Origin of the sequence: Plantibacter sp. MPB07, assembly GCF_046619465.1 — a bacterium.
GTDB lineage: Bacteria > Actinomycetota > Actinomycetes > Actinomycetales > Microbacteriaceae > Plantibacter > Plantibacter auratus.
Map to the genome: position 1 here is coordinate 3,424,677 of NZ_CP177043.1, position 20,853 is coordinate 3,445,529.

Annotated in this window: 22 protein-coding genes; 10 read left to right on the forward strand and 12 right to left on the reverse strand. The window is 69.8% G+C overall.

What is annotated here, in order from left to right; genetic code table 11:
• Window positions 1-4: 4 nt before the first annotated feature.
• Complete coding sequence (locus tag ACLIME_RS15915; RefSeq protein ID WP_411557518.1) at window positions 5-979, forward strand: LacI family DNA-binding transcriptional regulator; 975 nt, start codon at window positions 5-7, stop codon at window positions 977-979.
• A 98-nt stretch (window positions 980-1,077) separates the two neighbouring features.
• Complete coding sequence (locus ACLIME_RS15920) at window positions 1,078-1,320, forward strand: hypothetical protein (protein WP_274499091.1); 243 nt, start codon at window positions 1,078-1,080, stop codon at window positions 1,318-1,320.
• Between the two features lie 22 nt (window positions 1,321-1,342).
• Here the strand turns inward: ACLIME_RS15920 and ACLIME_RS15925 are convergent, their stop codons facing one another.
• The 3 genes from ACLIME_RS15925 to ACLIME_RS15935 all read right to left on the reverse strand — a co-directional run bounded on the left by ACLIME_RS15925 (window position 1,343) and on the right by ACLIME_RS15935 (window position 4,390).
• On the reverse strand, window positions 1,343-2,347 hold the full coding sequence (locus tag ACLIME_RS15925) for a zinc-dependent alcohol dehydrogenase (RefSeq protein WP_411557519.1): 1,005 nt from the start codon (window positions 2,345-2,347) through the stop codon (window positions 1,343-1,345).
• Window positions 2,348-2,589: 242 nt separating this feature from the next.
• Window positions 2,590-4,062, reverse strand: a complete 1,473-nt coding sequence (locus ACLIME_RS15930; protein ID WP_411557520.1) for a serine hydrolase domain-containing protein — start codon at window positions 4,060-4,062, stop codon at window positions 2,590-2,592.
• A gap of 43 nt (window positions 4,063-4,105) precedes the next feature.
• On the reverse strand, window positions 4,106-4,390 hold the full coding sequence (locus ACLIME_RS15935) for a MerR family transcriptional regulator (RefSeq protein ID WP_079704638.1): 285 nt from the start codon (window positions 4,388-4,390) through the stop codon (window positions 4,106-4,108).
• A gap of 160 nt (window positions 4,391-4,550) precedes the next feature.
• Here ACLIME_RS15935 and ACLIME_RS15940 point away from each other — a divergent pair, with 160 nt between their 5' ends.
• Together ACLIME_RS15940 and ACLIME_RS15945 are read left to right on the forward strand one after the other, a co-directional pair.
• On the forward strand, window positions 4,551-4,976 hold the full coding sequence (locus tag ACLIME_RS15940) for an Hsp20/alpha crystallin family protein (RefSeq protein ID WP_071261327.1): 426 nt from the start codon (window positions 4,551-4,553) through the stop codon (window positions 4,974-4,976).
• 172 nt (window positions 4,977-5,148) lie between these two features.
• The gene (locus ACLIME_RS15945) at window positions 5,149-5,475 is read left to right on the forward strand and encodes a hypothetical protein (RefSeq protein WP_411557521.1); all 327 of its coding nucleotides are present in this window, start codon (window positions 5,149-5,151) and stop codon (window positions 5,473-5,475) included.
• 12 nt (window positions 5,476-5,487) lie between these two features.
• Here the strand turns inward: ACLIME_RS15945 and ACLIME_RS15950 are convergent, their stop codons facing one another.
• From ACLIME_RS15950 to ACLIME_RS15965, 4 genes are read right to left on the reverse strand one after another with little or no spacing between them, the layout of a single operon-like run.
• A complete protein-coding gene (locus ACLIME_RS15950) occupies window positions 5,488-6,450 on the reverse strand; it encodes a hypothetical protein (RefSeq protein WP_411557522.1) in 963 nt (320 codons plus the stop codon).
• A gap of 20 nt (window positions 6,451-6,470) precedes the next feature.
• Window positions 6,471-7,226: an enhanced serine sensitivity protein SseB C-terminal domain-containing protein gene (locus ACLIME_RS15955; RefSeq protein WP_411557523.1), complete on the reverse strand. Its 756-nt coding sequence runs from the start codon at window positions 7,224-7,226 to the stop codon at window positions 6,471-6,473.
• Between the two features lie 40 nt (window positions 7,227-7,266).
• Entirely contained in the window at window positions 7,267-7,959 is a 693-nt protein-coding gene (locus ACLIME_RS15960; protein ID WP_411557524.1) for a cation diffusion facilitator family transporter, read from the reverse strand.
• Window positions 7,956-8,291, reverse strand: a complete 336-nt coding sequence (locus tag ACLIME_RS15965; RefSeq protein ID WP_079706164.1) for an ArsR/SmtB family transcription factor — start codon at window positions 8,289-8,291, stop codon at window positions 7,956-7,958. Before ACLIME_RS15965 ends, ACLIME_RS15960 begins: the two co-directional genes overlap by 4 nt.
• Before the next feature lie 212 nt (window positions 8,292-8,503).
• Between ACLIME_RS15965 and ACLIME_RS15970 the strand changes: the two genes are divergently transcribed.
• Window positions 8,504-9,067, forward strand: coding sequence for a manganese efflux pump MntP family protein (locus tag ACLIME_RS15970; RefSeq protein WP_192004221.1), 564 nt, complete (start codon window positions 8,504-8,506; stop codon window positions 9,065-9,067).
• A gap of 7 nt (window positions 9,068-9,074) precedes the next feature.
• Here the strand turns inward: ACLIME_RS15970 and ACLIME_RS15975 are convergent, their stop codons facing one another.
• The 3 genes from ACLIME_RS15975 to ACLIME_RS15985 all read right to left on the reverse strand — a co-directional run bounded on the left by ACLIME_RS15975 (window position 9,075) and on the right by ACLIME_RS15985 (window position 12,711).
• Window positions 9,075-10,517 carry a sugar porter family MFS transporter gene (locus ACLIME_RS15975; protein ID WP_411557525.1) on the reverse strand — a complete coding sequence of 481 codons (1,443 nt, stop codon included), beginning with the start codon at window positions 10,515-10,517 and terminating at the stop codon, window positions 9,075-9,077.
• Window positions 10,518-10,786: 269 nt separating this feature from the next.
• Window positions 10,787-11,464 (reverse strand): response regulator, encoded by a 678-nt coding sequence (locus tag ACLIME_RS15980; RefSeq protein WP_411557526.1) that lies wholly within the window; start codon window positions 11,462-11,464, stop codon window positions 10,787-10,789.
• Window positions 11,461-12,711, reverse strand: a complete 1,251-nt coding sequence (locus ACLIME_RS15985) for a histidine kinase (RefSeq protein WP_411557527.1) — start codon at window positions 12,709-12,711, stop codon at window positions 11,461-11,463. Before ACLIME_RS15985 ends, ACLIME_RS15980 begins: the two co-directional genes overlap by 4 nt.
• A gap of 166 nt (window positions 12,712-12,877) precedes the next feature.
• On the opposite strand from ACLIME_RS15985, the gene ACLIME_RS15990 reads away from it, so the two are divergent.
• Both ACLIME_RS15990 and ACLIME_RS15995 read left to right on the forward strand, forming a co-directional pair.
• Complete coding sequence (locus tag ACLIME_RS15990; protein WP_411557528.1) at window positions 12,878-13,585, forward strand: ABC transporter ATP-binding protein; 708 nt, start codon at window positions 12,878-12,880, stop codon at window positions 13,583-13,585.
• The gene (locus tag ACLIME_RS15995; RefSeq protein WP_411557529.1) at window positions 13,582-14,892 is read left to right on the forward strand and encodes an ABC transporter permease; all 1,311 of its coding nucleotides are present in this window, start codon (window positions 13,582-13,584) and stop codon (window positions 14,890-14,892) included. Before ACLIME_RS15990 ends, ACLIME_RS15995 begins: the two co-directional genes overlap by 4 nt.
• Window positions 14,893-14,996: 104 nt before the next feature.
• Here ACLIME_RS15995 and ACLIME_RS16000 read toward each other — a convergent pair whose 3' ends face one another.
• The gene (locus tag ACLIME_RS16000; protein WP_411557530.1) at window positions 14,997-16,385 is read right to left on the reverse strand and encodes an FAD-dependent oxidoreductase; all 1,389 of its coding nucleotides are present in this window, start codon (window positions 16,383-16,385) and stop codon (window positions 14,997-14,999) included.
• A gap of 58 nt (window positions 16,386-16,443) precedes the next feature.
• Between ACLIME_RS16000 and ACLIME_RS16005 the strand changes: the two genes are divergently transcribed.
• From ACLIME_RS16005 to ACLIME_RS16015, 3 genes are all read left to right on the forward strand, one after another.
• Window positions 16,444-17,040, forward strand: coding sequence for a hypothetical protein (locus ACLIME_RS16005; RefSeq protein ID WP_137242645.1), 597 nt, complete (start codon window positions 16,444-16,446; stop codon window positions 17,038-17,040).
• 947 nt (window positions 17,041-17,987) lie between these two features.
• Window positions 17,988-19,259: a DUF222 domain-containing protein gene (locus ACLIME_RS16010; protein ID WP_411557531.1), complete on the forward strand. Its 1,272-nt coding sequence runs from the start codon at window positions 17,988-17,990 to the stop codon at window positions 19,257-19,259.
• 381 nt (window positions 19,260-19,640) lie between these two features.
• Window positions 19,641-20,084 (forward strand): BLUF domain-containing protein, encoded by a 444-nt coding sequence (locus tag ACLIME_RS16015; RefSeq protein WP_411557532.1) that lies wholly within the window; start codon window positions 19,641-19,643, stop codon window positions 20,082-20,084.
• Between the two features lie 31 nt (window positions 20,085-20,115).
• Here ACLIME_RS16015 and ACLIME_RS16020 read toward each other — a convergent pair whose 3' ends face one another.
• Window positions 20,116-20,829, reverse strand: a complete 714-nt coding sequence (locus ACLIME_RS16020) for an HAD family hydrolase (protein WP_159877050.1) — start codon at window positions 20,827-20,829, stop codon at window positions 20,116-20,118.
• Window positions 20,830-20,853: the final 24 nt, after the last annotated feature.

The window sequence follows — 20,853 nt, forward strand, 5'->3', positions numbered from 1 at the left end:
CGCGGTGGCAGCGCTCGCGGGCGTCTCCAAGTCCACCGCCTCCCGCGTCATCAACGGGTCCTCCCAGGTGACGCCGGAGGCGGTCGCGTCCGTGACCGCGGCCGTCGAGCAGCTGCACTACGTCCCGAACCGCGCGGCACGCAGCCTCGTGCGTCGGCGTGCGCAGACGATCGCGATGGTCATCCCGCAACGCACCGCCGAGTTCTTCGCCGACCCCTACTTCGCCGAGGTCATCCAGGGTGCCGCGATGTACGCGTCGTCGACCGACTACACGCTGACGCTGCTGATCGAATCCGACGTCGACCCGGACAAGACCCGTCGGTTCCTCACCGGCGGCAACGTGGACGGCGCGCTCGTCCTCTCGCATCACACGAGCATGCAGGCGTACGCGAAGCTGTCGACGTCCCTCCCGGTCGTGTTCGGGGTGCGGGCGCTCGAGGAGACGACGCCACCTGGACATGTCGTCGACGTCGACAACGTGGAGGCGGGCGCCCTGGCGACCCGGCGTCTGGTGGAGGCCGGTCGGTCCCGCATCGCCACGATCACCGGCCCGCTCGACACCGCGGCCGGTATCGACCGCCGTGCCGGGTGGCGGCGCGCCCTCCTCGAGGCGGGACTCGAGCCGGGACCCGAGGAGGAGGGTGACTTCACGCCGACGAGCGGCGCGCGCGCGATGGAACGGCTCCTCGCAGACGGCCGGCAGGTCGATGCGGTGTTCGCGGCGTCGGCGCAGATGGCGACGGGCGCGCTCGGGGTGCTTCGAGACCGGGGGATCCCGGCGCCGGAGCAGATCGCCATGACCGCGGTCGACAACAACGTGTTCGCCGTGGACGCCTACCCGGCGTTGACGACCGTGGACCTGCACACGGCGGACAAGGGTGCGCTGCTCGTCGAGACCCTGCACCGCCTCATCGCAGGAGAGGAAGTGCCGGAGATGACCACGATCCCGATCGACCTCGTGGAGCGCGCCTCGGTCTGATCCCCGCCAGGGCTCGTAGGCGGGAGTCGCCGCACCTGACTACAGTTACTAGAATTTCACACTTTTGTTTCAGTAGGTTGTTTGATATATTACCTTTCATGACCACGATCTACGACACCACGCGCCGCACCGAAGATTCGCGCATGCTCGCAGCTCTCGTGTCCGCCACGTTCCTGCTCGACGCGCTGATCGTGTTCGGCATCGGCTTCATCCCCGGCGTCTCGCCGCTCGAAGGCGGACCGACGGCGATGACCGCAGCGGTGCTGACCGCCGTCCTCTTCGCCGTTCAGCTCGTGATCGTCGTCGTGATGGCACGTGCCGCCCGGGCCTCCATCGCCTGAGGGCATCGCTTCGGCGAGGTGCTCAGAGATGGATCTGCGTCTTCGGTCCGCCGGAGCTCGCGCGGGGGAGTCCCTCGGCGAGGACCCGCGGCACCTCGTCCAGGGTGATGACGGTGCCGATGAGTCGGCGGATCCGGTCACCCATGAGCGCAAACCGTCGTGCCGCCTCGTCGATCTCGGCCGAGCCGCCGAGCACCGCGTGGACGGCGGCATCGAGGGCGATGAGTCTGCCCGACGGGAGTCCGACGTCACCGTCGGGGACCCCGAGCAGTGCGATGCGGACGCCGACGGTGGCGTTGTCGAGCAGCCGACGCGTGACCTCGGCTGAGCCGGTCGCTTCGATGATCACGTCGAAGCGCTCGTCGCCGAGCGTCGCGGGGTCGCGGGTCTCGAGGTCGAACCCCGTGGCGAAGTCCCGGTCGGATTCGCGGCGCGCGGCGACGGCCACCTCGGCGCCGGCGTCCGCGGCGAACAGGGCGGCGAACATGCCGAGGGTCCCGGCGCCCCAGACGAGCACGCGGTCGCCCGGGCCGGTCTCGGTGAGTCGGATGCCGCGAAGCGAGCACGACGCCGGCTCGACCATCGCGCCCAGGTCCGCATCGACACCTGGTGGGAGGCGGTGTACGGCCCGCTCGGGGAGCACGAGGAGTTCCGCGAGTGCGCCGTCCAGCTGGCCGAGGACGCCGAGTTCGAGGTGGTCGGGGCAGCGGTGGTGGTGTCCGGCGGCGCAGCGAGCGCATGCGCCGCACCCGATGAACGTGTCGCCGGTGACGAGGTCGCCCGGCCCCACAAGGCTGACGCCGTCGCCCACGGCGACCACTCGGCCGGCCCACTCGTGGCCGGGCTGGAGCGGCAGGGTCGTCCGTCCGTCGGCGAGGTACGGCATGGTGCCGCGGAAGAGTGCCACGTCGGTGCCGCAGAGTCCGGCGCGCTCGATCCGGATGAGGACTTCACCCGGTCCAGCCGGTGGATCCGGTCGCTCGAGGACGGTGGCCTCGTTCGGTGCGATGATGTGTACGGCTCGCATGCGGTCTCCTCGTCGTGACGGCGCTGGTCAGAGCGTAGTGGGATGCGCGTCCGGGTTGCAGTGCAACAGTCCCCGTCGACCCGCATGCGGAAGGACGAGGTGTCCTCGTGGGCACTTCGACAGGCTCAGTGACCGTGGGAGGTCTGCTCAGTGACCGGGGGAGGTCTGCTCAGTGACCGGGGAGGTCCGTCCGGAACAACTCCGGTCCCTGAGCTTGTCGACGGGCGTGAGCGCGCGTCAGCTCACCAGGACGACTTGCCTCCGCCTGCGACGACCGCGCTGGGCCGCTGCACCTCGGCGAGACGGGAGGTCCGGAGCGGCGTCGTCTCCCACCAGGCGTCGAAGGTGCCGGACGCCGGGTCGATCTCGAGGTGCATGCGGTGGGGTGTCTCGATGAAGATCGCGTCGACGCGGAGGACCCGCGCTCCGTCCTCGTCGCCGGTGCCCCAGGCGGCACTCGCCGTGATCGGTCCATGCGTCCGCCATGCGCCGACACCGGGGACGAGGTCCACCCGGTCGTCGCCCTCGTGCACGACCAGCACGATGTCGTCACCCTCGCCCGCCGTCACCTCGAGCGCCGTCAGCTGCGCCAGGCCGGTGTCGGCGGCGGCCGAGAACGTCCGTCCGACGAGTTCGCGCAGTGACGAAGTCGCGCCGGTCTCGTCCGACGCGTCGAGCGGCGGCAGGGCGAGCCCCGCCAGGCGTGCGAGCAGCGACTGATCGGCGTCCGAGGTCGGACCGCGGTCTGCGTCGCTGCGCTCGGCGGTCCCGAAGGCCGGCAGCAGGTGCTCCCACGCGGCGTTCAGCACGGCCTGCATGTCGAGACTCTGCCCCGTGATCGCCAGGACGACGTCGTGCTCCGGCAGGACGACGCAGTACTGACCGTAGGCGCCGTCGCCGCGGAACCCGTGGCGGGCCATCCAGAACTGGAACCCGTACCCCTGCGCCCAGTCCGACTCCGGGTCGTCGCCGTTCGCGATGTGGGATCGTGTCGCCTCGGCGACCCACTCCGACGGCAGGAGCTGCCGCCCATCCCACTCGCCACCCTGCAGGTAGAGCTGCCCGAGTGCGGCGATCGCCTCCGTCGTCGCGTGCAGCCCGCTGTACCCGAGCTCGAAGCCCTCGTCGTCCTGCTGCCAGTCGAACTCGCCGATACCCAACGGCTCGAGCAACCGCGGTCGCAGGTAGTCGGTGAGCGTCCCGCCCGTGACGCGCTGGACGATCGCCGCGGCCGTGTACGTGCAGGGCTGGTTGTACGCGAAGACGGTTCCCGGGTCCTCGTCGGGCGGGAGGAGCAGGAAGCCGCGGACGAGGTTCGTCGGGTCGATCGCAGCGGCCCGCATGATCGTCTCCTCGCGGTGCCCGCTCGCCATCGCGAGCACGTGTCGCACGCGCATGGCGCGGCTGCGGGGGTCGGTGATCTCGGCGTCGAGCTCCGGGAAGTGGCTGATGATCGTGTCGTCGAGTCCGAGCAGGCCCTCCTCGACGGCGAGGCCGACGGCGGTCGAGGTGAAGCTCTTGCTCAGCGAGTACAGCAGGTGCACCCGATCAGCCGAGTACGGCGCCCACCAGCCCTCGGCGACGACGTTCCCGCCGCGCAGGAGCATCAGGCTGTGCGGTTCGACGTTCGGCGTGTGCTCGAGGGCCGTGATGAACGCCTCGATCCCGGCGGCGTCGACGTGCTGGGCGGACGGAGTGCTTCGCTGCAGGCTCATCCCTCCATGCTGCCATCTGCCGGCGGTGGGATCGACCCGACGCTCAGTCCTGGTCGGCGTCGAGCTGGTCTCGGAGTCCCTGGTTGATGTCCTCGAGATCGAGCACGCGAGCGATGCCGGCGAGGTTGACGCCGTCGTCGCGGAGGTCGGTGACGCGCTTGAGTCGCTCGATGTCATCCTCGCTGTAGCGACGGGTGCCGCCCTCGGTCCGGGACGGGGTGAGGAGGCCTTTGCTCTCGAAGAGCCGCAGGGACGCCTCCGGGACGCCGGCGAGCTGGGCTGCGACGGCGATGCCGTACACGGGTGTCGCGCCGTCACGATCGGCCATGCTTGAGGTTTCCTTTGAACGGGTTGCAATGGATCAGGTTTCGGATGTATAAAAAATCTACACCACGAAGTGCAGATCCGAACCACCCGATCTGTGACTTCCGGGCACTGACAATCGATGAGCCCGATCCGTCATCGGGCGACAGGGAAGGAGAACACCCATGGCAATGACCCTCGATCCCATCAGCCAGCTCGACCGCTTCGCGGCCTCCGTACTGGACTCCGTGCGCGCACCCCGGCCCATGCCGGTGGACCTCTTCCGTGACGGCGACCGGTACATGATGGTCGCCGACCTCCCCGGCATCGACCCCGGATCCATCGACGTCGACGTCGACGGAGGTCAGCTGACCATCCGCGCTCAGCGCACAGCCGACAGTCGCGAGGGTGTCCGCTGGCTCGCACGCGAGCGCGGTGGCGGCCACTTCCTGCGGCAGTTCACCCTCGGCGAGGGAGTCGACCTCGACGGCATCACCGCGTCCTACGACAGCGGTGTGCTCTCCGTGATCATCCCGGTGAGCGAGCGTGCGAAGCCGCGGAAGATCACCGTCGACTCCACGACCGACCACCCGCAGTCGATCAACGCCTGACCCGGGATCGACACTGACCCGGGATCGACACCGAGCCGGGATCGACACTGAGCCGGGATCGACACTGAGCCGGGATCGACACCCGTCCGGATCGAACGAACCGAACGCCCCGCCCACGATCCGTGGGTGGGGCGTTCGCCCGTGTGCGACCGGCGGTCGGCATACTGGGGGCATGTCCCGCGTCCAACGGATCCTCGTAGCGTCAGCCCTGCTCGTGATGGCCGCACTCGGCCTGTTGGTCGCGGCGACGCAGACCACGATGATCTGGTACCAGGCGCCGGGTGCCGACGGCATCGCGACGGAACAGGTCGCGGTGTTCGAGCCGGCGGTGGTCGGCACTGTGGTCGCCGCGGTGGCGGTGCTCGCGCTCCTGGCGCACCTGGCCCTCGTGATCCGACGCGCGGTGCCTCGGATGCAGTGGGTCGTCGCCATCGCGCTGACCGTCGTGACCGTGATCGCCGCGGTCCTCGTGTCCATCGCGGATCGGCCGGTGTTCTAACGCACGTCGAGCTCAGCCGAGCAGCTCGGCCAACAAGGCCCGAGTCGTCTCCTCGCTCGCCCCGGGGGCCTGCAGGCGCACCCAGTCGTCGCCACGTCGAGCATGCGCCGAGTGCTCGCTCCCAGTCGCATCCACGGCGCCGACCGGACTGTCCTCGCGAAGCACCCACGCACCTCCGGGGAGCACCGTGAACCGGACGAGCTCGCGGGAGTCCGCGGACAGCAGTCGGCAGTCGAGCCCGCCGACCCGCTGGAGCGAGTCCTGCACGAGGTGGTAGCTCGGTGTCGCGGTGCTCACGTAGCTCGCGCCGGTGGCGGCTGCGCCGAGGTGTGCCGCCGCGGTGTCCACCGGCAACGCCGTGGCGCAGGAGCGCGAGGTGGGTGCCGACGACGACGGGGGCGCGGTGGGTGCCGGAACCGGGGCCGCCGCAAGCGCTGTCCGAGCCAGTTCCTCCGTGCGCGTCCCGTTCGGGTCGTCGACCCCTGCCGCATCGACCTCGATGAACCGCTCGCCGTCGAGGGCGTGGACGGAGCAGGCGCCGTCCGAGCACATCGTCCCGTTGATCTCGCCGACGCTCGCGCTCCAGTCGGTGTGCTCGTACCAGTGGTTGAAGGTTGCCCAGTGGTCGACACCCTCTCCGACGAGTCGGACGGTCAGTGAGGTGCCGGCCGCCTCATCGGCCCAGGCGCAGACGGTCCCGCCGTCCTGCAGGACCGGGGCGTCGTCGACGGTGAGCGGTTGCGGCGCGGCTGCGGCGCCCAGGAAGGATGCGACCTCCGCGTCCGGGACGAGCGCATCGCAGGCGAGCCCCGGGAAGGTGGACGTCGGTGCGGGTGGGAGCGCCGCCGATGCATTCGGTGCGGATCCGATCTGAGTCCCGGTGGGCACCCCCGACGGCGGCGCGCTACACGCCGCGAGGACGCCCAGCAGCGCGGCGATCGTGAGGACGCGTGCGCCACGTGCGACCGCGGGCACCGTTCGACTCAGCCCACTGCTCATCGTCGCCGGAACAACCCTCGCTTGCGGCGATGGAACGGCGGGACACTGGTCAGGAGATGCTTCGCGCCAGGCGCCACGTACATGACGTCGATCGGCACGCTCGCCGAGTACGTCGCGAGGGCCCGTGCGAGGGGACCGCTGATCGTCTCACGGGCGGTCGGGGTGCCGACGATGACGAGGAGGTAGCACTCGTCGAACGTGCCGCCCTCCTGCGGGGTGACCTTCCAGCCCAGCACCGCTTCGTCGACCTCGCCGTACTCGGCGAGGACCGCGGTCAGGGTCTCGGTCATCCCTGGTGGGATGCGAGCCGGCTGTCCCACCATGACCTCGGTCTCGCGCTCGACCACGCGTGGTGTGAGCACCGCCTCGCCGTCGAGCAGCTGGGCGACTTCGCCGGGGAGGAACTCCTTGCCGTGCGTGGAGTGCGGGTTCAGGACCAGCCTCGCGCCTCGGGTCATCTGCCACAGGACGCGGCAAGGGAGGGCGAGGAGGTGCTGTTCGAACGACGGGACGACCTGGAGTGTCTCCTGGAAGCGCGCCTTCGAGGTGTAGAACGGCTGCACCGAGCTGCCGTCCGAGTCGAGGAGGTCAGCCAGGGTCGCCATGCCGTCGTCGGTCACGGTCCCTGCCACGATCACGGTGCTCTCGAGGAGCGCCGTCAGGAACGCGGGGGCGTTCGAGCGGTCGTTCGCGGCTGCGGCGAGGAGGGCTTCGATGTCGGGAGCGTCGGGTGCGTCGTCGGCGGCAGGCATGCCAGCAGCGTATCCCGGCCGTGTGGGAAGGTGCGCGTGCTCAGCAGCAGTCGCAGGTGTCCGCGTTCTCCGAGGTGAGCGATGAGACCGGCCGCTTGCACGCGTCTCCACGCCAGGCTTCGACGCCCTCACGGACCGCGAAGCCGGCGATGACGAGGGCGGCGACGCCGTCCGCCCAGGCCCAGCCGAGGGTGCTGTTGAGGACCAGCCCGATGAGGACCGCGGCCGACAGGTAGGAGCAGATGAGCGTCTGCTTCGAGTCGGCGACGGCGGAGGCGGAGCCGAGTTCCTTGCCGGTCCGGCGCTCGAACAGCGAGAACGCCGGCATGATCACGACGCTGGCCGCCGCGAGGACGATGCCGACGGTCGAGTGCTGGACCTCGGCGAACCCGAGCAGCGAGCGGGCGGCGTCGACGCTCACGAACGCGGCGAGGCCGAAGAACGACAGGGCGATCACCCGGAGCGCGACCCGTTCCCGACGATGGGGATCGGGGCTCGAGAACTGCCAGGCGACCGCGGCGGCGGACAGGACCTCGACGATCGAGTCGAGACCGAAGCCGACGAGGGCTGCCGATGAGGCGACGGTCCCGGCCGACAGGGCGACGATGGCCTCGAGGACGTTGTAGGCGATGGTCGCCGCGACGATCCAGCGGATCCGGCGCTGCAGCGTCGCGCGTCTGGCGGGGCTCAGCTGGGCGCGGAGACGAGGGCTCGGCAGGCCGACGGTGCTCATGCGCAGGTGCAGCTCTCACCCGAGCAGCAGGCGGGATCGACGATCAGGACGAGCCGGAGGAGGTCGTCGAGCGCCGGCGCCAGGTGGCTGTCCGCCAGGCGGTACCAGGTGTTGCGTCCTTCCTTGACGCCTTCGACGAGGCCGCAGCCGCGGAGACAGGCGAGCTGGTTCGACATGACCTGTCGGGAGACGCCGAGTGCGTCCGCGAGGTCGGAGGGGAAGGCCGGTGCCTCGCGGAGGGTCAGGAGGATGCGTGCCCGCGTCTCGTCCGACAGGGCGTGCCCCAGCCTTGCGAGTGCGGCAGTGTGCGTCAGGGTCGCGGTCGGCGTCATGGTGTCGGTCACGCGAACGACAGTACACGAAACGCTGTATCGATCAAGCCTCGCGGTCGCCCGAACAGCCGCGTTAGGCGAGGCGAAACGCTGGCAATCGGACATTTCGGCTTGCCGCCGCCGCACCGCGCTGGCAACGTTGACGGGTCCTCGCGGCATGGCGCCCGAACGCATCTCCGCGTCCAGGACGCATCACAGGAAGACCCCGCGACATGACGTTCTGGCCGCTGCTCCTCATCGCGCTCGGCGTCTCCGCCGACGCCTTCGCCGTCGCCCTCACCAAGGGCCTGCACATGCGGCGGTTCAACGTGCGTCACGCGCTCGTGATCGCCGGGACCTTCGGCCTGTTCCAAGCGGTCATGCCGCTCGTCGGCTGGTTCCTCGGCACGCAGTTCGCGCGGTACATCACCGAGGTCGACCACTGGGTCGCCTTCGGCCTGCTCGCCCTCGTGGGCGGCAAGATGCTCTGGGAGGCGTTCTCGAGCCACGAGGACACCGAGGTCGACTCCGACCGCATCGACGTTCGGCGACTCCTCATCCTCGCGCTCGCCACGAGCATCGACGCGCTCGCCATCGGCATCACGCTCGCGTTCCTGCCCGGCTCGATCCTCGAAGCCGTCGTCCTCATCGGACTGACGACGTTCGTGCTCGCCTTCCTGGGCGTCTTCATCGGCCGTCGCGTCGGTCAGCGCTTCGGCAAGCCGGCGGAGATCGCCGGTGGAGTCATCCTGATCCTCATCGGTGTCAAGATCCTCATCGACCACCTCACCGGCTAGTCGGAGGTCACCGCTTCCGGGTGAAGATCGCGCCGGTCGACACGTCCTCACCGAGCGCCTCGAGGCTCCGCCCACGCGTCTCGGGTACCTGGGTGGCGACGAAGAGGAGCGCGAGTGCGCCGACACCCGCGAACAGGAAGAAGGTCCCGGTGATGCCGAGGCCGTCGACCAGGGACGGGAAGTACAGCGCCAGGAACCCGTTTGCGACCCAGAGCATGAAGATCGAGACACCCATGCCGAGGCCGCGCATCTGGAGCGGGAAGACCTCGGCGAGGTACACCCAGACCGCCACGTTGAGGAACGTCTGCATGGAGCCGACGAACACGACCACGAGGAACAGGATGACCCAGGGACGCATCGGGTCGCCCGGCTCGAGCACCATCGAGGAGAAGCCGATGAGTAGATGGCACGCGGTCGTGAGCGAGAAGCCGATGACGAACGTCTTCCGTCGGTCGAGTCGGTCCATGTAGGTGAGGGCGATGAAGCCGCCGACGACGGCGATGACACCGGGCGCGATGTTGGCGATGAGTGCGGCACTCTCGTCGAAGCCCGACTCCACGAGCACGGTCTGCCCGTAATACATGATCGAGTTGATCCCCGTGAGCTGCTGGGCGATCCCGACGCCGACACCGACGAGCAGGATGCGCACGAGCCACGGGTTGCGGAGGACGGCCCCGAGCCCGATCCGGTGTTGGTCGCGCTGCGCGGTGATGGACGCCTCCACTTCCGCGAGTTCGGCGACGGCGCGGTCGTCGGAGCGGACGGTCCGCAGGACGTCCAGGGCGTCCTCGCGGCGACCGTGGTCGACGAGCCACCTCGGTGACTCGGGCATCCGCAGCATGCCGACGAACAGCGCGACCGCCGGGAGGGCGCAGACGGCGAACATGATGCGCCAGACGCTCGTGTGCTCGCTGAACACGGTGCCGATGACCGCGTTGATCACGAACGCCGACAACTGTCCGAGGACGATCGCGACCTCGTTCCGGCCGGTGATCGACCCGCGGATCTCATACGGAGCGAGCTCCGCCAGGTAGACCGGGACGACGGCGGAGGCACCGCCGACGGCGAGACCGAGAAGGATGCGACCGGCGACGAGGAGCTCGACGTTCGGTGAGCAGACGACGACCAGCGTGCCGACGAAGAAGAGGACGGCCAGCACGATGATGCTCCGACGTCGGCCCCAGGCGTCCGACACCCGCCCGCCGAGCAGCGCACCGACGGCGGCCGCGAAGACGAGTGAACTCGTCACGACACCCTCGGTGAGCGGGGTGAGGCCGAGCTCCGCGGTCATCGGTCGCAGTGCGCCGTTGATGACGCCGGTGTCGTACCCGAAGAGCAGGCCGCCGAAACAGGCGACGATCGAGATCAGGCCGAGGTGGCGGCGGTGCGGCCCGGGCGTGAGGGCCGGCAGCGTGCTCGCCGACTGTCGGGCTGTGGGGGATCCGGCCATCGTGCTTCCTCGTCTGCTGGGTCCCGGTGCCGAGCGGCGACGTGGACACGACGACAGTACCGGCTCCGCGCGGTTGCGGGGCGGGCCGTGGCCTCGCCCCGCAACCACACCGACGCCAGGCTGAGGGAGCTGCATCGGTACAGACGGTTCGGGTCTCGTCTATCCGGACGAGGCTACGGTCGAGAGCGATCCGCCGTTCGCGCTTGAGGATGTCCGGCGGCTGTCGTATCCTCTGCGCTCGGCGTTCCTCTGCTCCCTGAGCGACCGGTTCAGTCGTCGGCGCCGGGCCGGAGCAGGCCGCTCTCGTACGCGAGGATGACGAGCTGGGCGCGGTCGTGGGCGGCGACCTTCGTCATGATGCGGTTCACGTGGGTCTTCGAGGTGTGCGGTGAGATGACGAGGTCGTCGGCGATCTGCTGGTTGGATCGGCCGCGGGCCACGAGGAGCAACACTTCCAGCTCCCGCTCGGTGAGGAGCGCCAGCTCGGTGGGGACCTGGCGCGGGCTCGTCGGTTCGTCCGCAGCGACGACGTACCTGGTGATGAGACTCCGGGTCGCGGCGGGGGACAGGAGTGCGTCGCCGGCGTGCACCGCGCGCACGGCGCGGACGATGTCCTCGGGCTCCGAGCCCTTGCCGATGAACCCGCTCGCGCCGGCGCGCAGAGTCGCGATGAGGTTCTCGTCCTCCTCGAACGTGGTGAGGATGAGGACCCGGGTGTCCGCGAGGTCGGGGTCCGCGCAGATCGCGGTGGTCGCGCCGATGCCGTCGAGGACGGGCATGCGGATGTCCATGAGCACGACGTCCGGTCGCAACTCGCGGGCGAGAGACACCGCCTGCGCGCCGTCCACGGCTTCGCCCACGACCTCGAGGTCGGCCTCGGAGGAGAGGATGTCGGCGACGGCCTGGCGGATGAGCGACTGGTCGTCGACGACGAGCACGGTGGTCATGCGGGGGACTCCTCGGGGTGCGTCGGGGCCGGGTGTGTCGGACCGGGGTGCGTCGGCTCGCCGGTCGGGAGGCTCGCGGACAGCCGCCAGCCGCCCGGGGTCGCGCCGACGTCGACGGCCCCGCGGACGGCGGCGACGCGCTCGCGGATGCCGAGGAGTCCGTGCCCGGTGGTCGGCGCCGCGTCGGCCTGCTCACGCGGGACGCCGGGGGCCGTCGGATTGCTCACGCTGACGACGATCCTCCCGTCGCCGCCCTCGACGAGCACGTGCGCACGACGCTCAGGACCGTGCTTCAGTGCGTTCGTCAGCCCCTCCTGGACGACGCGGTACGCGACCGTGTCCGTGGCGGCCGACAGCTCTGGTGCGTCGGGGTCGATCCGTGTCGTGATGTCGAGGCCTGCGGTGGTGAACTCGGCGATCAATGCGTCGAGCCGGTCGAGTCCCGGCTGCGGCAGCGTTCCACGGGAGCCTGCGCCGGCGTCCCCGCCGTCGCTCCGCAGGACCTCGAGCAGGTCACCGATCTCGCCGAGCACCGTCCGTGACGCCCGGCGGATCGAGACGAGCGCCTCCTTCGCCTTCTCCGGCCGCGACTCCAGGGAGCTCGACGCCACCCCGGCGTTCAGGCTGATCACCGAGATCTGATGGGCGACGGTGTCGTGGAGGTCGCGCGCGATCCGCAGCCGCTCCTCGGTCACCCGACGCCTCGCCTCGGCCTCACGGGTCTGTTCGGCCCGCTCCGCGCGTTCGGTGATCGCCAGGATGTACGCGCGGCGCGATCGCGTCCCGTCGCCGGCCGCCGCGGCGAACGCGATCATCACCGCGAACTGCACCGTCCGCGGATCGAAGCTGCCGATCGACGCGAGCAGACTGAGGAGGGCGACGGCGACCATCGTCGCGACGGCGGTGATGAGGGTCGTCCGACGCGCGGAGCGCACGGCCACCCCGAACATCGCGATCGCGGCCGCGATCACGACACCGGGAGCGAGTGTCCCCGTGATCGCCGCCGCACCGTAACAGGCGATGACGGCAGCGAGCACCGGGATGGGCCAGCGTCGGCGGAGCGGGAGCAGGAGCGCGGGCGCGACGACCAGGGCGACGACGAGCGGGCTGCCCGGCCGGAACTCCGCATTGGGGAACGGGATGAACGCCGAGGCGATGATGAGGACCGCGGCGACCACGTCGTGCACCCACGCCGGAGGTCTCCGACGCGGATCGCGCACCCGGTGATCCTGCGTCGCGGAGGTCATTGGCCCAGTCTGCCGGGAACCGGCGCCCGGCGACTCCTCCACACGTGGCATTCCGCGGTACCACGGACGCGGTACACGGGTGTCCGCCGGTGGGGGACGCGCCGGACGGGCGACGCCGCGAGTCTGGAGTGGAGCCGGAGCACCCGGCCCCAGACGAGGAGACACCATGCAGAGCACCACAGCGCCGCCGATCATCTCGGTCCGGGACGTCCGGCGTTCCTACGGTCGCGGTCAGAACCGGTTCGAGGCGCTGAAGGGGGTGAGCTTCGACATCCAGGCCGGCGAGAGCGTCGCGATCGTCGGGAAGAGCGGCTCCGGCAAGTCCACGCTCATGCACGTGCTCGCGCTCCTCGACGCACCGAGTTCCGGCACCGTCGAGCTCGAAGGGGTCGACACGAGCACCCTCCGCGGTCGCCGCCTCAACACGACCAGGAACAAGACCTTCGGGTTCGTGTTCCAGCAGTTCTTCCTCACCGCCAACGCGACGGTGCTCGAGAACGTCCTGCTCCCCATGAAGATCGCCGGCGTCCGCCGCGGTGACCGACGTCGCCGGGCGCTCGCCGCACTCGCGCAGCTCCAGCTCGAGGACAAGGCGCGGAACCGCGCGGTGAACCTCTCCGGCGGGCAGAAACAGCGGACGGTGATCGCCCGTGCGCTCGTCAACAACCCGCGGATCATCTTCGCCGACGAACCGACCGGCAACCTCGACACGGCGACCGGCGCCGTCGTCGAGGACATCCTCTTCTCCCTCAACCGGGAGAGCGGCATCACCCTCATCGTCGTCACGCACGACGAGGACCTGGCGGCACGCTGCGATCGGCGGATCCTCATCCGCGACGGACTGCTCGTCGACGACGAGGCGGTGGCCGCATGAGAACCGTCGACCTCATCGGAACCGCCGTCGCGAACACGTTCCGGTCCAAGACCCGCACCATCCTGACGATCCTGGCGATCTTCGTCGGGGCGTTCACGCTCACGCTCACCAACGGGCTCGGCACGGGCATCAACGCCTACATCGACGACACGGTGTCGAGCGTCGGCGCGTCCGACACGATGACCGTCACCAAGACGGCCGACACCGTCGGAGGGTTGGGTGCGGCGACGAGCGGGCCGAAGGAGTACGACCCGGACGCGGTCGCCGCCACCGGTGCCGGTGCGCCGGGCTCGACCGTCGTCGCCCTGACACCGACCGATCTCGACGAGCTCGGCCGGATCGACGGCGTCCTCGACGTGCAGGCCGTGAAGTCGATCTCGACCGACTACATCGAGGCGGGCGGCGGCACGAAGTACGTCGTCGGTGTCGGTGGGCTCATCTCCGGGCAGAGCGTCACGTTGCTGGACGGTGCACAGCCCGACGACGACACCGAGACCCTCCAGCTCGTGCTCCCCACGTCCTACGTGGAACCGCTCGGCTTCGGAAGCGACGCGGACGCGGTCGGGCAGACGGTCACCGTCGCGATCACGGATGCGCAGCGCACGCAGCACACCGTGGACGCGACCGTCGTCGGCGTCGCCGAGGAGAGCCTCGCCTCGCCCACCGGTGCCTCGATCGTGCCGAACGCCGCGCTCACCGACCTCCTCTACGAGACGCAGAACATCGGCGTCCCGTCCGACCAGGTCGAGCGGTACGCGCAGGCGTCCATCCGGTTCGGCGCGGACGCCACCGATGAGCAGGTCACGGCGTTGAAGGACCGACTGGCCGACGCGGGCTACACCGGCACGACCGTCGCGGACCAGCTCGGCACCATCAAGACGGTGATCGACGGGATCGTCCTCGTCCTCAACGCCTTCGCGATCATCGCCCTCCTCGCGGCCAGTTTCGGGATCGTCAACACGCTGCTCATGTCCGTGCAGGAGCGCACCCGCGAGATCGGGCTGATGAAGGCCATGGGGATGGGCAGTGGGAAGGTGTTCGGGTTGTTCAGCATCGAGGCCGCGTTCATCGGCTTCCTCGGCAGCGCGATCGGCGTCGGCATCGCGGTGCTCGCCGGCACCGGCATCAGTGCAGCGCTGTCCGGATCGATCCTCGCCGACCTGCCGGGCCTCGACCTCATCGCGTTCGACCCGGTGTCGCTCGGGATCATCGTCCTGGTCGTCATGGTGATCGCGTTCCTCGCCGGCACCCTGCCCGCCGCCCGTGCCGCCAAGGCCGATCCGGTGGAGTCGCTCCGCTACGAGTGAGGTGCAGCGGTCGGGAATGCCGGGTGGCGGCTGTGGGGCGTGGCGGAAGCGACGCCCCACAGCCGCGCCGGCGCCAGGTTGAGGAGCAGCGCCGGCGCAGACGCTCAGGTCGTGTCTGCAGCGTCCACGTTACGACGAGCGGCCGTCCCGTCGTCGGAGCTTGAGGCTCCGCGCCCGCACTTCTCCGCTTCGCGCTGTGGGGTGGTGACGTGCTCGGGCCTGAGACCGATCCCGATGAACCTCGCCGCAAGCGGTCGGACGACGGGTCCGGCGAGCTGCATCAGCCGGATCACCCACCGCGGCGCGATGCGGTCGCCCGTGGTCGTGCGGGAGATCACCCGATGCCCCGCCCGCTGGATGCGCTGCATGATCCTGACCGGTCGCTCGCGTCGACGTTGGACGGCTGCGAGGACCCCGGACGGTGCGTCTCCTGCGGCGAGGTGGCCGGCGATAGCGTTGGACAGGGCGACCGCATCCTGGATCGCGTAGTTGACCCCGACGCCGAACATCGGTGACATCGCGTGCGCGGCGTCGCCGATGGCGATGAAGCCCGGTCGGTGCCAGCGGTCGAGACGGTTGAGCTGGACCGAGAGGAGCTTGACCTGCTCCCAGTCGGTCAGGGTGTCGACCACCGGGCGCAGGACGGGCGCGGCATCGACGATCCGGCTGCGGAGTGCCGGCAGGCCCTCGGCTCTGAGCTGCTCCGCGCCGCCCTTCCGGATGACCATGCCGGACTGGTACCGGTCGCCTCGGTCGATCGTGAGCACCATGCCGCGCGGCGAGAGGTAGGCGAGGGTCGGGGGCGGCGGGTCGGCCGGCTTCGGCAGGCTGAACCACAGGACGTCGATCGGCACGCCGCTCTCGTCGGGGATGAGTCCGGCCGCGTCGCGGAGTGCCGAGGTGCGTCCGTCCGCCGCGACCGTGAGGGTGGCTCGGATCTCGATGTCGGTGGAAGTGCTGGTCGCTGGGTCGGTTTCGGTCGCTGGGGCGTCGGCGGTCGTCGTGGTCGCGCGCAGTCCACGCACCCGGCCCTGCTCCACGATCAGGCCGGTCGCCTCGGTGCGGAGGCGGAGCTCGAAGTTCGGCAGTGCGGCGGCCTCCTCGGCGAGGAAGTTCAGGAAGTCCCACTGCGGCGCGAGGACGAGGAAGCGGTCGGGTGCTGGCAGAGTGCGGAAGTCGACCATCGTCATCCGCAGGCCGTCGATCACGGCGTCCATCGCCTGCAACCGGTTGAGCGGCAGCCGCAGGAACCGCTCGCGCAGGCCGAGCTCGCCGAGCAAGGTGATGGTCGACGGGTGGATCGTGTCGCCGCGGAAGTCCCGGAAGAAGTCGGCGTGTTTCTCGAGCACGGTCACGCTGAGGCCGGACCGGGCGAGGAGGTAGCCGAGCACCATGCCGGCCGGGCCGCCACCCGCGATGACACAGTCGCGGTCGGGGGTGTGGTCGGCGGCGTGGTCGCCGTGATCGCTGTCGGTGGGGGTCGTCGGTTTCATCGCACTGCTCCCGTCGGTCTCTTCCGGACACTACTCCGGAACCCATATCGTCGACATCATGCGTGTGTTGCAGCGGGCGGGACTGCCGCTTCTCGTGTCCGGAACGATCGTGCTCGCGCTATCGGCGTGCACTGGTGGCGGTGGGCCCGGTGGCGGCTCCGCCGGCAGTGCGTCGCCCGCTGCGTCGGTGCCGGCGGATTCCTCGAGCGGGGGCTCGGGAGACGGATCGTCCCTGCAGGTCGACTGCGCGGCGGTGGAAGCGGCCGTCGCGCCGTACATCGAGGGGCTCGTCGCGCGGGAGGACAACGGAGCGGACGAGTACGGGACCGTCTGTGGCTGGGAGGCACCGGAGGGGACGATCGATGCGGCGGACATCCGCTCGGTGGAGATCGTCGTCTCGCCCGAGTCGAGCGAGGCACTGTCGGCCGATGAGCTCGCCGCCGCCGGGCTCACGCCGATCCCGGATGCGACCATCGAGGCTGCTGGCGGGACCGCTTACAGTGCGACGGTCGAGACCGGTGTCGCCGCGGTGATCGTCACGACGGTGGTGCTGCCGGAGACGGAGATATCCGTCACCGGTGGGCAATGGGCGGGCCATCCGTCGCTCGACGGACCGGCCGCGGTCGAGGTCGTGAAGGCGCTCATGGGCCCGTGAGTGGCCCGGGAGCTGCGGACCCCCTCCGATCCCTGAGCCTGTCGAAGGGTACTCGCAGGCACTCCTCCTCCGCTCCCTGAGCAACCCTCCCCGGTCCCTGAGCCCGTCGAAGGGCGCTCGCAGGCACTTCGACGAGCTCAGTGACCGGAAGAGGTGCACCCGCGCTCACTCCGGTCTCCGAGCAACCCCCTCCGGTCCCTGAGCTTGTCGAAGGGCGCACGAGGAAGCGTCCAAGATCAGCGACACCCATCCGGTCCCTGAGCCTGTCGAAGGGCGCTCGCAGGCACTTCGACGAGCTCAGTGACCGGAAGAGGTGCACCCGCGCTCACTCCGGTCTCCGAGCAACCCCCTCCGGTCCCTGAGCTTGTCGAAGGGCGCACGAGGAAGCGTCCAAGATCAGCGACACCCATCCGGTCCCTGAGCCTGTCGAAGGGCGCTCGCAGGCACTTCGACGAGCTCAGTGACCGGAAGAGGTGCACCCGCGCTCACTCCGGTCTCCGAGCAACCCCCTCCGGTCCCTGAGCTTGTCGAAGGGCGCACGAGGAAGCGTCCAAGATCAGCGACACCCATCCGGTCCCTGAGCCTGTCGAAGGGCGCTCGCAGGCACTTCGACGAGCTCAGTGACCGGAAGAGGTGCACCCGCGCTCACTCCGGTCTCCGAGCAACCCCCTCCGGTCCCTGAGCTTGTCGAAGGGCGCACGAGGAAGCGTCCAAGACCAGCGACACCCATCCGGTCCCTGAGCCTGTCGAAGGGTGCTCGCAGGCACTTCGACAAGCTCAGTGACCGGAAGAGGTGCACCCGTACTCACTGCGGTCTCCGAGCAACCCCCTCCGGTCCCTGAGCAACCCCCTCCGGTCCCTGAGCTTGTCGAAGGGCACACGAGGAACTTCCACAACCGAGACCACTCAGCATCTGGAATGTCAGTGGTCCATGATGAACTTGTTCCATGACCGAGACCACCGCCTCCGCAGTTCGAGCTGGCGACGAGTACGCCGCGCGCCTCGCGGAGTTCTCGGACCATTACGCGGACATCCAGCGGCGTCGCGCCAACCTGGACGCCGAGGAGGCTCGGCTCCTTGCACGCTCTGCCGCCTACGCGGACGCCTTCGCCGACGTCACGGTCCCGGCGATCTTCCCGCCTGCCGAGCGGCAGGCGCTCTCGCGCCGGTCGACCTGCGCAGCCCTCGCGATGGCGACCCGCACGCCCGAGCAGACCGTCCAGCGGGCGACGAACGACGCCGAGCGCCTCGTGAACGACGCGCCAGCCGTGCTCGAGTCGCTCGAGGCCGGCCGTATCTCGGCCCGGCACGCACAGACGATCATCGACCAACTCAGCGACGTGCCGACCGCTGGGCGGGCGGTGTTCCTCGCTGAGGTGCTGCCGGTCGCGGAAGAGTCCACCAACGCGAACCTCCGCAGGCGCGCCCGAGTGCTCCGCGAGCGTCTCCACCCCGAGTCCATCACCGCCCGAGCGGTCCGCTCAGAGGCCGACCGCCGGGTCGAGTTCGAACCGGCCGCCGACGGCATGGCGTGGGTGCACCTCTTCACCACCGCGCCGATCGCGCAAGGCATCCTCGAGCGCGTCGAAGCAGCCGCCACCGAATCACGCCAGGCCGGCGACACCCGCACCTGCGCACAACTGCAAGCCGACGCCCTGGCAGCACTCGCCCTCACCGGCGTGACCCCGGACGACGTGATGTCGAGCCCGGTGCTCCCGCATCCCATCGAGGTGCAGGAGCACATCAAGCCCACGGTGCAGATCACGGTGCCGGCGCTCAGCATGGCGGGCGTGAGCGATGCCCCGGCGATGCTCGACGGGTACGGTCCGATCGACCCGGAGACCGCCGCGCGCATCGCGGTGAACGCGCCCAGCTTCACCCGGATCCTCGTCCAGCCGGAAACCGGCGCGGTCCTCTCCGTCGGCCGGAATCAATACCGGGTCCCGGCCGACCTGCAACGCGCGGTCCGCCTCCGAGACGGCACCTGTCGGGCACCCGGCTGCGGAAGACGAGCCAGAGCCTGCGACCTCGATCACTCGGTCGCTTGGGAGGACGGCGGGACGACGGATGTCGGTAACCTCGCGTGTCTCTGCCGACATCATCACCGGATGAAGCATCTCCCCGGGTGGAACCTCGAACACGGACCCGGCGGGGTCCTCGAGTGGACGACACCCGACGGCAAACACCATCGAACGAAACCGGACCCTGCCCCATTCTGACTCCCGCCGGTCCCTGAGCCTGTCGAAGGGTTCTTCGTGGGCACTTCGACAGGCTCAGTGACCGGGAGGGGTGTGCCCGGAACCGGTTCGGTCCCTGAGCTTGTCGAAGGGCACTCGGGTTGCGCTGCCTCAGTGATCGGGGAGAGGTGTGCCCGGAACGTTGAGGGTTCCTCGTGGGCACTTCGACAGGCTCAGGCCGGGAGAGGTGTGCCCGGAACCGATTCGGTCCCTGAGCTTGTCGAAGGGCACTCGGGTTGCGCTGCCTCAGTGACCGGGGAGAGGTGTGCCCGGAACCGTTTCGGCCCCTGAGCCTGTCGAAGGGCAGGCAGCCCCGGTGTGCTTCCGGGACCGCGTCCGCACCCTGCCGGGTAGGCTCCAAACGTGGGCACCGACGAAGACCAGATGCTGTCACTCGTGTACGCGAGCACGGCGACACAGCCGTTCACCGACGACGACCTCACCGCCCTGCTCGCCGTCTGCCGCGAGAACAACGCCCGCGCACAGCTCACCGGCATGCTCGTCCACCGTGACGGCCGGTTCCTCCAGGTCCTCGAGGGCCCCGAGGCCGCTGTCCGCAAACTGATGGTCACCCTCGCCGCCGATCCCCGTCACACCGGCATCCGCGTGATGTTCGAGGAGCCCATCCGCGAACGCCAGTTCGCCGCCTGGACCATGGGCTTCGAACGCGCCGACACCGGCTCCGCCGCAGACCTCGACGGCTACCGCGACACCTTCGACGACCTCGACCGCGACGACCCGACCGCCACCATGCGCGCCCTGCAGGAACTCGCCCGCTGGTTCCGCAGCCGCGCCACGCGGAGCTGAGCCACGCTCAAGCCCGCGCTCACACCCGCAGTCAGCCTGCGAGCTTGCCGATCGGGCTGTCGTCGAGGTTCGCGAGCAGCTCGGCGACGTCGCCGTAGACCGCGACAGCACCCGCGTCACGGAGCTCCTGCTCGCCGAACCCACCGCTGCGCACCCCGATGCACTCCACACCGGCCCGCGCAGCCGCCTCGATGTCCCAGACGGCATCGCCGACCATGACCGCTCGCGACGCCGGCACGCCCGCACGATCGAGCGCGACCTCGACGATGTCGGGCTCCGGCTTGGCGGTCTCCACGTCACCGGACGAGGTCGCCGCGAAGATCGCATCGTCGACGTCGAGCAGCTCCCGCAGGATCTCGAGCTCGTTCTCCGGAGCCGAGGTCGCCAGCACGACTGCGATCCCGCGGCCTGCCAACTCGCCGAGCAGCTCGCGCGCACCGCCGATCACCCGCAGCCGGGAGGTGTTCTGAAGGTAGTACTCGCTGTGCAACTCCTTCGCCCGCTCGCCGTACTGCTCGACCTCGTCGGACCCGTCGAGCAGCGATTCGAGCAGCTCACCGCCGTCCTTGCCGATCGAGCGATGGATCCGCCACGCGTCGACCGGCCTGCCGGCATCGGCGAACGCGCGATCCCAGGCGTCGACGTGCAGGTAGTTCGAGTCGACGAGCGTCCCGTCGATGTCGAAGAGCACCGCGATGCGGTCGTCGGAGTTCTCGGGGACGGTGGTGTCAGCTGGTTCGGACATGCGTCCAGTCAAGCCCGCGAGCCC

Excerpts from the sequence above, each read along its gene's own strand:
- ACLIME_RS15920 (WP_274499091.1), top strand. The coding sequence starts at position 1,078 with ATGACCACGATCTACGACACCACGCGCCGCACCGAAGATTCGCGCATG.
- ACLIME_RS15925 (WP_411557519.1), bottom strand. The coding sequence starts at position 2,347 with ATGCGAGCCGTACACATCATCGCACCGAACGAGGCCACCGTCCTCGAG.
- ACLIME_RS15930 (WP_411557520.1), bottom strand. The coding sequence starts at position 4,062 with ATGAGCCTGCAGCGAAGCACTCCGTCCGCCCAGCACGTCGACGCCGCC.
- ACLIME_RS15935 (WP_079704638.1), bottom strand. The coding sequence starts at position 4,390 with ATGGCCGATCGTGACGGCGCGACACCCGTGTACGGCATCGCCGTCGCA.
- ACLIME_RS15940 (WP_071261327.1), top strand. The coding sequence starts at position 4,551 with ATGGCAATGACCCTCGATCCCATCAGCCAGCTCGACCGCTTCGCGGCC.
- ACLIME_RS15945 (WP_411557521.1), top strand. The coding sequence starts at position 5,149 with ATGTCCCGCGTCCAACGGATCCTCGTAGCGTCAGCCCTGCTCGTGATG.
- ACLIME_RS15955 (WP_411557523.1), bottom strand. The coding sequence starts at position 7,226 with ATGCCTGCCGCCGACGACGCACCCGACGCTCCCGACATCGAAGCCCTC.
- ACLIME_RS15960 (WP_411557524.1), bottom strand. The coding sequence starts at position 7,959 with ATGAGCACCGTCGGCCTGCCGAGCCCTCGTCTCCGCGCCCAGCTGAGC.
- ACLIME_RS15965 (WP_079706164.1), bottom strand. The coding sequence starts at position 8,291 with ATGACGCCGACCGCGACCCTGACGCACACTGCCGCACTCGCAAGGCTG.
- ACLIME_RS15970 (WP_192004221.1), top strand. The coding sequence starts at position 8,504 with ATGACGTTCTGGCCGCTGCTCCTCATCGCGCTCGGCGTCTCCGCCGAC.
- ACLIME_RS15975 (WP_411557525.1), bottom strand. The coding sequence starts at position 10,517 with ATGGCCGGATCCCCCACAGCCCGACAGTCGGCGAGCACGCTGCCGGCC.
- ACLIME_RS15980 (WP_411557526.1), bottom strand. The coding sequence starts at position 11,464 with ATGACCACCGTGCTCGTCGTCGACGACCAGTCGCTCATCCGCCAGGCC.
- ACLIME_RS15985 (WP_411557527.1), bottom strand. The coding sequence starts at position 12,711 with ATGACCTCCGCGACGCAGGATCACCGGGTGCGCGATCCGCGTCGGAGA.
- ACLIME_RS15990 (WP_411557528.1), top strand. The coding sequence starts at position 12,878 with ATGCAGAGCACCACAGCGCCGCCGATCATCTCGGTCCGGGACGTCCGG.
- ACLIME_RS15995 (WP_411557529.1), top strand. The coding sequence starts at position 13,582 with ATGAGAACCGTCGACCTCATCGGAACCGCCGTCGCGAACACGTTCCGG.
- ACLIME_RS16000 (WP_411557530.1), bottom strand. The coding sequence starts at position 16,385 with ATGAAACCGACGACCCCCACCGACAGCGATCACGGCGACCACGCCGCC.
- ACLIME_RS16005 (WP_137242645.1), top strand. The coding sequence starts at position 16,444 with ATGCGTGTGTTGCAGCGGGCGGGACTGCCGCTTCTCGTGTCCGGAACG.
- ACLIME_RS16010 (WP_411557531.1), top strand. The coding sequence starts at position 17,988 with ATGACCGAGACCACCGCCTCCGCAGTTCGAGCTGGCGACGAGTACGCC.
- ACLIME_RS16020 (WP_159877050.1), bottom strand. The coding sequence starts at position 20,829 with ATGTCCGAACCAGCTGACACCACCGTCCCCGAGAACTCCGACGACCGC.